Raw genomic sequence first — 12197 nt, 5'->3', positions numbered from 1 at the left:
CGGTTGAAGTCGTTAATCGTGCCAGCCTGCCGGAGCGGCGGCGGCTATTCAAGTTATTGCAGATCGGGGGTTGAGCCCGGACTGCGGATTCGGTGTTACTCGCGCCCCCCCCTGTAGGAGCGAGCACGCTCGCGATGGTGGCCCGGACAACATGGGCATTCAGGTAGCCCGCGTTATCGTTAACGACCATCGCGAGCATGCTCGCTCCTACAGGTGCAGCGCCTTGCGTTTATTGCGCCTTACAACCGCGGCCAATCAAATCATTGGTGGCGACCCAGTAAACCAGGCCTTCCTCACCTTTCATGTGAAACGCCAGCATGTTGTCGCTGTACAGCGAGCCCGACGCACCCGGTTCCTGCTTCAGGCGGTAGACCTGATCGGCACCACCGAGGCGTACCTCGACTTCCTTGCGGCTGTCATCGGTGAAGCGCCAAACCACTTTGGCCTGGCTGTCGCAGGTCCAGGTGGTCCAGTTGTCTGCCGGGGCGGACGACTGGAACGGGTTCAAGTTGGCGCACCCGGCCAGCAGTGCCAGCGCCGTAACGGCGATCAATCCTTTCATCCGTGTCCCTCGACCGGCAGCGCACGCCGCCGGCCCTGAGTAAAGAGTCAGACCCGTCAAGGACAGCCATGTTCCTTGGCGGGAGTCTGTGTCTCGTATTTGTCCAGGCCGTCAGGCCCGGAACGCTTGTTGAGCACCGGATTGGTTTCCGCCTGCCAGTCGGCCTGGTAGCAGCCCTTGTCCTGTGCACGCGTCTCGGGCACCTCGGGGGCTTTCGGGTTACTCCCGCAAGCCGCCAATGAACCCGCGACGATCAACAGCGCAAACGTCTTGACCATGTAAACACTCCCTGCCTGGTCAAACGGGAGACCTTCAGGCCTTGGCCCGGCTTTCCAGGACTTCGACGGCTGGCAGCACCTTGCCTTCGACGAATTCGAGGAACGCGCCGCCACCGGTAGAAATGTAGGAGATTTGCTCGGCAACGCCATACTTGTCGATGGCCGCCAGGGTGTCGCCGCCGCCAGCGATGGAGAACGCCGCGCTGTCCGCAATGGCCTGGGCCAGCACTTTGGTGCCGTTACCGAACTGGTCGAATTCGAACACGCCCACCGGGCCGTTCCACAGGATGGTTTTCGACGATTTCAGCAGTTCGGCGAAATTGGCCGCAGTTTGCGGGCCGATATCCAAAATCATGTCGTCGGCCGCAACGTCGGCGATCAGTTTCACTGTGGCTTCGGCGCTTTCCGCGAATTCCTTGGCAACCACCACGTCCACCGGCAGCGGCACGCTGACCTTGGCGGCGATGGCACGGGCGGTGTCCAGCAGGTCTGGCTCGTACAGGGATTTGCCGACCGGGTGACCGGCAGCCGCCAGGAAGGTGTTGGCGATGCCGCCGCCGACGATCAGCTGGTCGCAGATCTGGCTCAGGCTGTTCAGCACGTCGAGTTTGGTCGAGACCTTGGAACCGGCAACGATGGCGGCCATTGGCTTGGCCGGGTTGCCCAGGGCCTTGCCCAGTGCGTCCAGCTCGGCTGCCAGCAGAGGGCCTGCGGCGGCGACTTTGGCGAACTTGGCTACACCATGCGTCGAACCCTCGGCGCGATGTGCCGTGCCGAAGGCGTCCATCACGAACACGTCGCACAGGGCGGCGTATTGCTGGGCCAGGTCATCGGCGTTCTTTTTCTCGCCCTTGTTGAAGCGCACGTTTTCGAACAGCACGATGTCGCCGGCCTTGACCTCGACACCACCCAGGTAGTCGGCGACCAGCGGCACTTCGCGGCCCAGGGCGCGGCTCAGGTAGTCGGCGACTGGCTTGAGGCTGTTCTCGGCGGAGAACTCGCCTTCGGTTGGACGGCCAAGGTGCGAGCAAACCATCACTGCCGCACCTTTTTCCAAGGCCAGCTTGATGGTCGGCAGCGAAGCCAGGATTCGCGCATCGCTGGTGACAACACCGTCCTTGACTGGGACGTTGAGGTCTTCGCGGATCAGTACGCGCTTACCTTGCAGATCGAGGTCGGACATCTTCAACACGGTCATGGGTCGCATTTCCTGGGTTACTGATTTAGAGAGCAGATGTTGGATTCGCTGTTTGCAGATAATGCTCTGCAACGTCCAGCATTCGGTTGGCAAAACCCCATTCGTTGTCGAACCAGGCCAGGATGTTCACCAGCCGGGGGCCGGAAACACGGGTCTGACTGGCATCGACGATCGCCGAATGTGGGTCGTGGTTAAAATCGCAGCTTGCGTGCGGCAGCTCGGTGTAGGCCAGGAGACCTTTGAGCGGGCCGCTGGTGGCAGCCTCGCGCAGGATCCGGTTGACCTCGGTGGCGTCGGTATCACTCACCGTCTGCATCGTGATATCGAGGCAGGACACGTTCACCGTCGGCACACGTACGGCTTTGGCCTGAATTCGCCCGGCAAGTTCCGGTAGCAGGCGTTCGATACCTCGCGCCAGACCGGTGGACACCGGGATCACCGACTGAAACGCCGAGCGGGTACGGCGCAGATCTTCGTGGTGATAGGCGTCGATTACCGGCTGATCGTTCATCGCCGAGTGAATCGTGGTGATCGACACGTACTCAAGGCCAATGGCCTGGTCCAGCAGGCGCAACAGCGGCACGCCGCAGTTGGTGGTGCAGGAGGCGTTGGATACCAGCAACTCATCGCCGGTCAGGCACTCCTGGTTCACGCCGTAGACGATGGTGGCGTCGACATCCGACTCGCTGGCCATCGGCTGGGAAAACAGCACCCGTGGCGCACCGGCGTCGAGGAAACGCTGGCCGTCTTCGCGGGTGTGATAGGCACCGGAGCATTCCAGCACCAGATCGACGCCCAGGGACGCCCAATCGATGCCTTCAGGGGTGGCACTGCGCAGGACCTTCACGCAGTCGCCATTAATATGCAGACAGTCGCCGTCGACCTTCACCTCACCGGGAAAGCGCCCGTGGGTGGAGTCGAAGCGTGTCAGGTATTCGATGCTGGCCATGTCGGCCAGATCGTTGATCGCGACAATCTCGAACCCGGCCTTGTCGCCTCGCTCGAACAACGCACGCAAGACGCAACGACCAATGCGGCCGTAGCCGTTGAGTGCAACTTTGTAGGGACGCGGTTGAGGCATGGGGGTTCTCGATAGACGCAGGCAAACGAATTCTCGTTAACAACACAACCCTTGTAGGAGCGAGCTTGCTCGCGATGGACTTCAGGACAACGCGTTTATCCAGACAGCCAGCGTTATCGTTAACGACCATCGCGAGCAGGCTCGCTCCTACAGGGGTTCGCGGCAGTCCTGAAACCGCCGCGCTGTGTTTCAGTCTTCCAGCAGCTCTTCAGCCTGACCCAGGATGTTTTCCAGGGTGAAGCCGAACTCTTCGAACAAGGCCGACGCAGGCGCCGACTCGCCGTAGGTGGTCATGCCGATCACGCGACCTTCCAGGCCAACGTACTTGTACCAGTAGTCGGCGTGGGCAGCTTCGATGGCGATACGGGCGCTGACCTGCAGCGGCAGGACCGATTGCTTGTAGCCGGCGTCCTGGGCATCGAACACGCTGGTGCAAGGCATGGAAACCACACGCACCTTGCGGCCCTGCTCGGTCAGTTTGTCGAAGGCCTGAACGGCCAGGCCGACTTCCGAACCGGTCGCGATCAGGATCAGCTCAGGCTCGCCTGCGCAGTCCTTGAGCACGTAGCCACCACGGTTGATATCGGCAATCTGGCCGGCATCACGGGTTTGGTGCGCAAGGTTCTGACGCGAGAAGATCAGGGCCGAAGGACCATCCTTGCGCTCCAGCGCGTGCTTCCAGCTCACCGCCGATTCAACGGCATCGGCTGGACGCCAGGTGTCGAGGTTCGGGGTGCTGCGCAGGGCAGTCAGCTGCTCGATCGGCTGGTGAGTCGGGCCGTCTTCGCCCAGACCGATGGAGTCGTGGGTGTAGACGTGGATCACACGCTGCTTCATCAGCGCCGACATGCGCACGGCATTGCGGGCGTATTCCATGAACATCAGGAAGGTCGCGCCGTAAGGCACCAGGCCGCCGTGCAGGGCAACACCGTTCATGATGGCGGTCATGCCGAACTCGCGCACGCCGTAGTACATGTAGTTGCCGCTGGCATCTTCAGCGCTGACGCCTTTGCAACCTTTCCACAGGGTCAGGTTGGAGCCGGCCAGGTCAGCCGAACCGCCGAGGAATTCAGGCAGCAGCGGGCCGAACGCGTTCAGGGCGTTCTGGCTGGCTTTGCGGCTGGCGATGGTTTCGCCCTTGGCAGCCACTTCGGCGATGTAGGCATCGGCCTTTTCGCTGAAGTCAGCCGGCAGTTCGCCGCTCAGGCGACGAATCAGCTCGTTGGCTTCGGTCGGGAAGGCTGCGGAGTAGGCCGCGAAACGCTGGTCCCACTCGGCTTCGACGGCGCGACCGGCTTCCTTGGCATCCCACTCGGCATAGATGTCGGCCGGGACTTCGAATGGACCGTGGTTCCACTTCAGCGCAGCACGAGTCAGGGCGATTTCCGCGTCACCCAGCGGGGCGCCGTGGCAGTCTTCCTTGCCTTGCTTGTTCGGCGAACCGAAACCGATGGTGGTCTTGCAGCAGATCAGGGTCGGCAGCTCGCTCTTGCGGGCGGTCTCGATCGCGGTCTTGATTTCTTCCGGGTCGTGACCGTCGACATTGCGGATCACTTGCCAGTTGTAGGACTCGAAACGCTTCGGCGTGTCATCGGTGAACCAGCCTTCGACTTCGCCGTCGATGGAGATGCCGTTGTCATCGTAGAAGGCGATCAGCTTGCCCAGGCCCAGGGTACCGGCCAGGGAAGCGACTTCGTGGGAAATGCCTTCCATCATGCAGCCATCACCCAGGAACACGTAGGTGTGGTGGTCGACGATGTTGTGGCCCGGGCGGTTGAACTGCGCCGCCAGGACTTTTTCCGCCAGGGCAAAACCCACGGCGTTGGCCAGACCCTGACCCAGCGGGCCAGTGGTGGTTTCAACGCCCGGGGTGTAGCCGAATTCCGGGTGACCCGGGGTGCGGCTGTGCAGCTGGCGGAAGCTCTTGAGGTCATCAATGGTGACGTCATAGCCGGTCAGGTGCAGCAGCGAGTAGATCAGCATCGAGCCGTGGCCGTTGGACAGCACGAAGCGGTCACGGTCGGCGAACGATGGATTGCTCGGGTTGTGCTTGAGGTAGTCGCGCCACAGCACCTCGGCGATATCCGCCATACCCATAGGGGCACCGGGATGGCCGCTGTTGGCTTTTTGCACGGCATCCATGCTGAGGGCACGAATGGCGTTGGCGCGCTCACGACGGCTAGGCATCGCTGTTCTCCTGCGGGTCTGAATCGAGAGTGAATAAAACGAAACGGAAAAAAGGCGAGCATTTTCCCTCACCGAGCCGCCTCGGGGCAATGACAGATAGTCATCTGGAGGCGTTTTTCCAATCGATAACGGCGGTTTCGGTGGGTGAAACCTTTCCGCCTTCCGTTTGTTGACTGAAGCTAACGCCTGGAAGTGCCATCTATCGAGCAATATCAAAACTTTTTGATATTGCGCTTGCGGTGCTACCAGTGCGTGACTAGACTGCCGGCCTTATGAACCTACGTGTGCCTTCCATTCGCCATGACGATTGCGATGAGCTGGCGGCCCTCTGCAAGGCCGGCGGCGATCCGCTGCGCCTGAATGTCTTGCGCGCACTGGCCAACGATTCGTTTGGCGTGCTGGAACTGGCGCAGATCTTCGGCATCGGCCAGTCGGGCATGAGTCATCACCTCAAGGTACTGGCCCAGGCCGACCTTGTGGCGACCCGCCGTGAAGGCAACGCGATTTTTTACCGTCGCGCCCTGCCCCACACTGATCTGCCGGGTGGCAAGTTGCACGCGGCCCTGCTGGAAGAAGTGGATGAGCTGATGCTGCCTGCCGATGTCCAGTCGCGGATCGCTCAGGTCCATGGGCAACGGGCAGCGGCCAGTCAGGATTTTTTCGCACGGGTTGCAGAGAAGTTTCGCGCCCAGCAAGACCTGATCGCCGGCCTGCCGCAATACCGCGACAGCGTGGTGGCCCTGCTCGAAAAGCTGAGTTTCAGCGAAGGCGCGACCGCCATCGAAGTCGGCCCCGGAGACGGTGCCTTCCTGCCGGAACTGGCGCGCCGCTTCACCCAGGTCACGGCGCTGGACAACAGCCAGGCGATGCTCGAACTGGCGCGCCAAGTGTGCGAACGCCAGGCGCTGGAAAACGTCACCCTGCAATTGGCCGATGCCTTGAACGGCGTGAGCCTCAAGGCCGATTGCGTGGTGCTGAACATGGTGCTGCACCACTTCGCCGCGCCGGCCGATGCGCTCAAGCACATGGCCAACTTGCTGCAACCAGGCGGTAGCCTGTTAGTGACAGAGTTATGCAGCCACAACCAGAGTTGGGCCAAGGAGGCCTGCGGTGATCTCTGGCTGGGGTTTGAACAGGACGATCTGGCCCGTTGGGCCACCGCTGCGGGACTCGTTCCCGGGGAAAGCCTCTATGTAGGCTTACGTAATGGTTTCCAGATTCAGGTCCGCCACTTTCAGCGGCCGGCTGGCGACACTCACCATCGGTAATTTCAGGAAAACATCGAGATGAGCGAATACTCCCTTTTCACCTCCGAGTCCGTGTCCGAAGGGCATCCGGACAAAATCGCCGACCAGATTTCCGACGCGGTGCTGGACGCAATCATCGCTGAAGACAAGTTCGCCCGCGTGGCCTGCGAGACGCTGGTGAAAACGGGCGTGGCGATCATCGCCGGCGAAGTCACCACTTCGGCCTGGGTCGACCTGGAACAGATCGTTCGTGACGTGATCACCGACATCGGCTACACCAGCTCCAACGTCGGCTTCGACGGTGCGACCTGCGGCGTGATGAACATCATCGGCAAGCAATCCCCTGACATCAACCAGGGTGTCGACCGTGCCAAGCCTGAAGATCAGGGCGCCGGCGACCAGGGCCTGATGTTCGGCTACGCCAGCAACGAAACCGACGTGCTGATGCCGGCACCGATCACCTTCTCGCACCAGCTGGTGCAGCGTCAGGCCGAAGCCCGTAAATCCGGCCTGCTGCCGTGGCTGCGTCCGGACGCCAAGTCGCAAGTGACCTGCCGTTACGAAAACGGCAAGGTTGTCGGTATCGACGCTGTTGTTCTGTCGACCCAGCACAACCCGGAAGTGTCCTACAGCGACCTGCGCGAAGGCGTGATGGAGCTGATCGTCAAGCACGTACTGCCTGCCGAACTGCTGTCCAAGGACACCCAGTTCCACATCAACCCGACCGGCCAGTTCATTATCGGCGGCCCGGTGGGCGACTGCGGCCTGACCGGTCGCAAGATCATCGTCGACAGCTACGGCGGCATGGCCCGTCACGGCGGCGGCGCGTTCTCCGGCAAGGATCCATCGAAGGTTGACCGTTCGGCGGCCTACGCCGGTCGTTACGTGGCCAAGAACATCGTTGCCGCCGGCCTGGCCGAGCGCTGCGAGATTCAGGTGTCCTACGCCATCGGTGTGGCCCAGCCGACTTCGATCTCGCTGAACACCTTCGGCACCGGCAAGATCAGCGATGACAAGATCATCAAACTGGTCCGCGAAGTGTTCGACCTGCGTCCATACGCAATCACCAAAATGCTCGACCTGCTGCACCCGATGTATCAGGAAACCGCGGCATACGGCCACTTCGGTCGCATCCCGGGCACCAAGACTGTCGGTGACGATACCTTCACCACCTTCACCTGGGAAAAAACCGACCGCGCCGACGCCCTGCGTTCTGCTGCCGGCCTGTAAGACTTCCCTCGCAGTACCAAAAGCCCCGCACGGTTTTGCCGTGCGGGGCTTTTTTTGCTTTTGGCTTTGCACCGCGTCGCCGCCATCGCGAGCAGGCTCGCTCCCACAGTCGACCGCATTCCATTGTGGGAGCGAGCCTGCTCGCGATGAGGCACTACAAGCCAACAAAAATATTCCGCAAAACACCCTTTCTTCGCGCCCTCCAAACTGACCTAGCCTTCAAGCTCCCCACTGAGCAAGGACGCTCGCGATGCCCCTCTCCCCGCGCCTGTTTCTCACCTGCCTGCTGTCCCTTTCCTGCCTGAGCGCCAACGCCACCCAATGCCCCGACTGGCCACCCGAACGCGCCGCGACCGAACTCACCGCCCTGCAAAATCAGATCGATCTCTGGGACGACAGCTATCACCGCGAAGGAAAGTCCCTGGTCGCCGACGTACTCTACGACCAGTCCCGCGCGCGCCTTGCCCAGTGGCGACAATGCTTCAATATCGGGGCAGCCGCTGATCCGTTGCGTACGGCGCGCGGCACGGTTGTTCATCCTGTCGCCCATACCGGCCTGGACAAGCTGCACGATGAGAAGGCCGTCGAACAGTGGCTGCGCCATCGCAAGGACGTCTGGGCGCAGCCCAAGGTTGACGGTGTTGCCGTGACCCTGATTTACCACAAGGGTCTGCTGGCCCAGGCGATCAGTCGCGGCGACGGATCGCAGGGCCAGGACTGGACGGCTTCGGTACGCCAGATTGCTGCCGTTCCTCAGCAACTGACACAACCACAGGATCTACTGGTGCAAGGTGAGCTCTACTGGCGCCTGACCGAGCATGTTCAGGCCCGGGCCGGCAGCCTCAATGCCCGCGCCACTGTCGCTGGCCTGATGGCTCGAAAGACATTGAGTGCAGATCAGGCCAGCGCGATAGGCCTGTTTGCCTGGGATTGGCCACAGGGCCCGGCGAGCTTGCCAGAACGCACCGCAATACTTAAGGAACTGGGTTTTCCCGACACCACCGTGTTCAGCCAACCGGTCAGCACGCTGGTCGATGCGCAGCGTTGGCGCGATCACTGGTATCGCTCACCCCTGCCATTTGCCAGCGACGGGATCGTCCTGCGCCAGGCACAACGCCCGCCGGCTGAGCGCTGGCAAGCCAAACCTTCTTATTGGAGCGTTGCATGGAAATATCCCTACGCCCAGGCACTGGCCGAAGTGCGCAAGGTTCACTTCAGGGTTGGCCGCACCGGGCGGATCACCCCAGTGCTGGAACTGATGCCGGTGATGCTGGATGACCGGCAAATCAAACGCGTCAGCGTAAGCTCCCTGCAGCGCTGGCAGGCGCTGGACATACGACCGGGGGATCAGGTCGCCATCAGCCTGGCCGGCCTGACCATTCCCAGACTCGACAGCGTGGTGCTGCGCAGCACCGAGCGCGCTGAAATGAACGTGCCCCGAGCCACGGATTTTCACCCATTGAGTTGCTGGCAGCCGACACAGGGATGCGAAAGCCAGTTTCTCGCACGCCTGACCTGGCTCAGTGGCAAACAGGGGCTGGCGCTGCACCATGTCGGCCCAGGCACCTGGGAAAAACTGCTCCAGGCAGGCCGCCTGAACGGTCTGCTGGATTGGTTGACCCTCGATACCCAAGAGCTTGCTAACATTGACGGCTTGGGCGCGCGCAGTGCCGCGCGCCTTTCGACCAGTTTCGACAATGCCCGCCAGCGCCCTTTCACCCGTTGGCTCAAGGCATTGGGCATGCCCCCGACAGGTCAGGCACGCCTTGCGGATTCATGGCAGGCCCTGGCGCAACGAGACATCGGACAATGGCAGGCGCAAGCCGGGATCGGTCCGGGACGCGCCGCGCAATTGAGCGCATTTTTCCGCGACCCGCAGGTCCTGGCCTTGAGTGAAACATTAAGAGAGGCCGGGATTGACGGCTTCCAGCAACCGACCATGCTTTCAGGCTTGGGAACCCACCCTCACCAATGAGTTCAAACAAGCCATCGCCGCAGCGAACCGAATGCCTTTTTCACATGGAGCTTTTATGAAATTTCTTTCACCGCTCGCCCTGTTGACCCTTTGCAGCGTACTGGCCACCCCGTTGATGGCCGACGAAGAAGCGCCGGGGCTGACGGGCTGTGCCGCCAAGAAGCAAGGCATCATCAATCAGATCGAACTGGCCAAGTCCCACGGCAACGCCGATCAGCAGGCCGGCCTGGAAAAAGCCCTGAGCGAAGTCACCGCCAATTGCACCGACGCTTCGCTGAAGAAAGAACGGGAAAACAAGGTGCTCGAGGCCAAGCACGAAGTCAGCCGGCGTCAGGCCGACCTGGACAAGGCCATGAAAAAAGGCGATCCGGAGAAGATCAACAAGCGCAAGGACAAACTCGCCGAGTCCCGCAAGGAATTGCAGGAAGCGGTCGACGAGCTGGATAAGTAAGTACACATAGGAACACGGATCGTTGGTGTTGCCGAATCAGCCATCGCGAGCAGGCTCGCTCCTACAGTCAACCGCATACCCTGTGGGAGCGAGCCTGCTCGCGATGGCGTCAAGACAGGCACTGCCAATCAATGATCCCGAAACCGTTTATGACACGCACTGCAAGCATCCTCGACCTTCTGCACCGCCGGCCCCAGATTGCTGGCCTTGTAGGGCTGGATCCGGCTGGCGATCACCAATTCACCGGTGGCGCTTTCAAGGTCGCGGGCCATTGCCTGGAAGCGTGCCTGCTGTTCCCATACATCGCTTTTCGCACTGGTGTGGTCTTCCTCGCGCACCTGCGGGAAATGTTTCCAGGGTTCATGGGACAGGCCGTCGAGCTTCACCGCGCCTTCGGCGAACTTGGGGCCGTCAAACGGAATACGGCCACGCAACATGCCACCCAGGTCTTCGCCCGTCTTGAGCATTTGCTTGAAAATGGCCTTGCGTTGGCCGAGCGGCGAATTGGGGTCGACCCCGCCGCACGCGGACAACGTCAGGCAGGCCAGCAATACAACAGAAAGTCTTTTAAGAGTCATGGTGGCTTCAGGTCACGGGAAACGGCGGCCAGTATCCTCGCGTCCTCGGCAAACACCAATAGCCCTAACATTAATACGGATTGCCTGAGCGCATGGAGCACCCAGGCAACCGGCAAAGGAATTACTCCATGAACAGCCGATTCAAGGCCTGGCGTCGCAACCTGAGCTGGACCCTGCCGATGGTGGCCCTGCTCGCAGGTTGCACCGGTGGCGAAAAACAACCACCGAAAACCCACGCACTGGCCACCTACTCCGCCGCCACATGGGAAGCTCTGCCGACGGTGTCCGACAACGACCTCGTCGCCGGCTTCGGGTCGTGGCGCAGCGCCTGTACGCGACTCAAGGCCGACCCGGTCTGGGGCGGCACCTGTGCGGCAGCGGCCAACGTGCCGCAAACCGCTGGTGACATTCGTGGCTTCCTCAAGCAGAACCTCGACGTCTACGGCCTGCGCGCCGCCAACGACAACCCCAACGGCCTGATCACCGGTTACTACGAGCCGGTCTACCCCGGCAGCCTGACCCAGACCGCCAGCGCCAACATCCCGGTGTACGGCGTGCCCGAAGACATGATCATCGTCTCCCTCGACAGCATCTACCCGGAACTCAAGGGCAAACGCCTGCGCGGCCGGCTGGAAGGCCGGGTACTCAAGCCCTATGACGATGCGGCAACGATTGAAACCAAGGGGGTGAAGGCACCGGTGGTGGCTTGGCTGACCGACCCGATGAACCTGCAATTCCTGCAAATCCAGGGCTCGGGGCGTATCCAGCTCGACAATGGTCGCCAGTTGCGCATCGCTTATGCCGACCAGAACGGCCACCCGTATCGGCCGATCGGGCGCTGGCTGGTGGAGCAAGGCGAACTGAAGAAAGAAGACGTGACCATGGGCACCATTGCCGCCTGGGCCAAGGCCAATCCGTCGCGCATTCCGGAGCTGCTGGGCAGCAACCCGAGCTATGTGTTCTTCACCCGCAACCCCGACAGCAACGAAGGCCCTCGCGGCTCGTTGAACGTGCCGTTGACGGCGGGCTACAGCGCGGCGGTGGATCGCAAGGTGATTCCGTTGGGCAGCCTGTTGTGGTTATCCACAACCCGCCCGGATGGCAGTGCGCTGGTGCGACCCGTGGCGGCACAGGACACCGGCGGCGCCATTGCCGGCGAGGTCCGCGCGGATCTGTTCTGGGGCACCGGTGATGCAGCCGGACAACTGGCCGGAGACATGAAGCAGCAGGGACAGATCTGGATGTTGTGGCCCAAAGGCGCGGCGCTGCCGCAGGTGCCTCAGGTCGCCGATGCAGAGAAGACCAAGCCCTGAGTCAAAAGTTGGTTGTTAGATAGCCATCGCGAGCAGGCTCGCTCCCACATCGATCTTCAGCGAACACAGATTTGGTGTTTGAAAAAGATCCAACTGT

11 protein-coding genes are annotated in these 12197 nt (G+C 61.6%); 5 read left to right on the top strand and 6 right to left on the bottom strand.

What is annotated here, in order from left to right; all coding sequences use genetic code 11:
• Positions 1-229 precede the first annotated feature (229 nt).
• The 5 genes from ABTV29_RS01875 to tkt all read right to left on the bottom strand — a co-directional run bounded on the left by ABTV29_RS01875 (position 230) and on the right by tkt (position 5306).
• Positions 230-562 (bottom strand): MliC family protein, encoded by a 333-nt coding sequence (locus tag ABTV29_RS01875; protein ID WP_433768608.1) that lies wholly within the window; start codon positions 560-562, stop codon positions 230-232.
• A 56-nt stretch (positions 563-618) separates the two neighbouring features.
• Positions 619-840 carry a hypothetical protein gene (locus ABTV29_RS01870; protein WP_433768606.1) on the bottom strand — a complete coding sequence of 74 codons (222 nt, stop codon included), beginning with the start codon at positions 838-840 and terminating at the stop codon, positions 619-621.
• A 34-nt stretch (positions 841-874) separates the two neighbouring features.
• Positions 875-2038: a phosphoglycerate kinase gene (locus ABTV29_RS01865; protein WP_433768604.1), complete on the bottom strand. Its 1164-nt coding sequence runs from the start codon at positions 2036-2038 to the stop codon at positions 875-877.
• Between the two features lie 25 nt (positions 2039-2063).
• On the bottom strand, positions 2064-3119 hold the full coding sequence (epd, locus tag ABTV29_RS01860; protein ID WP_433768602.1) for an erythrose-4-phosphate dehydrogenase: 1056 nt from the start codon (positions 3117-3119) through the stop codon (positions 2064-2066).
• A gap of 189 nt (positions 3120-3308) precedes the next feature.
• Entirely contained in the window at positions 3309-5306 is a 1998-nt protein-coding gene (tkt, locus tag ABTV29_RS01855; protein ID WP_433768600.1) for a transketolase, read from the bottom strand.
• 272 nt (positions 5307-5578) lie between these two features.
• Between tkt and ABTV29_RS01850 the strand changes: the two genes are divergently transcribed.
• The 4 genes from ABTV29_RS01850 (at position 5579) to ABTV29_RS01835 (ending at position 10209) form a co-directional block, all read left to right on the top strand.
• Positions 5579-6574, top strand: a complete 996-nt coding sequence (locus ABTV29_RS01850) for an ArsR/SmtB family transcription factor (protein WP_433768599.1) — start codon at positions 5579-5581, stop codon at positions 6572-6574.
• An 18-nt stretch (positions 6575-6592) separates the two neighbouring features.
• The gene (gene metK / locus ABTV29_RS01845; RefSeq protein WP_433768597.1) at positions 6593-7783 is read left to right on the top strand and encodes a methionine adenosyltransferase; all 1191 of its coding nucleotides are present in this window, start codon (positions 6593-6595) and stop codon (positions 7781-7783) included.
• A gap of 250 nt (positions 7784-8033) precedes the next feature.
• Positions 8034-9758: an NAD-dependent DNA ligase LigB gene (ligB, locus tag ABTV29_RS01840; protein WP_433768595.1), complete on the top strand. Its 1725-nt coding sequence runs from the start codon at positions 8034-8036 to the stop codon at positions 9756-9758.
• Positions 9759-9813: 55 nt separating this feature from the next.
• Complete coding sequence (locus ABTV29_RS01835) at positions 9814-10209, top strand: DUF1090 domain-containing protein (RefSeq protein ID WP_433768593.1); 396 nt, start codon at positions 9814-9816, stop codon at positions 10207-10209.
• A gap of 128 nt (positions 10210-10337) precedes the next feature.
• On the opposite strand, the gene ABTV29_RS01830 is transcribed toward ABTV29_RS01835, so the two are convergent.
• On the bottom strand, positions 10338-10787 hold the full coding sequence (locus tag ABTV29_RS01830; protein WP_433768591.1) for a c-type cytochrome: 450 nt from the start codon (positions 10785-10787) through the stop codon (positions 10338-10340).
• Positions 10788-10915: 128 nt separating this feature from the next.
• Between ABTV29_RS01830 and mltA the strand changes: the two genes are divergently transcribed.
• Positions 10916-12100, top strand: a complete 1185-nt coding sequence (gene mltA, locus ABTV29_RS01825; protein WP_433768589.1) for a murein transglycosylase A — start codon at positions 10916-10918, stop codon at positions 12098-12100.
• The last annotated feature ends 97 nt before the right edge of the window (positions 12101-12197 follow it).

It is taken from the genome of Pseudomonas putida (assembly GCF_050989985.1).
GTDB lineage: Bacteria > Pseudomonadota > Gammaproteobacteria > Pseudomonadales > Pseudomonadaceae > Aquipseudomonas > Aquipseudomonas putida_AI.
Note: the sequence above shows the minus strand (reverse complement) of the source record. Positions and strands in the feature narration are given on the sequence as shown.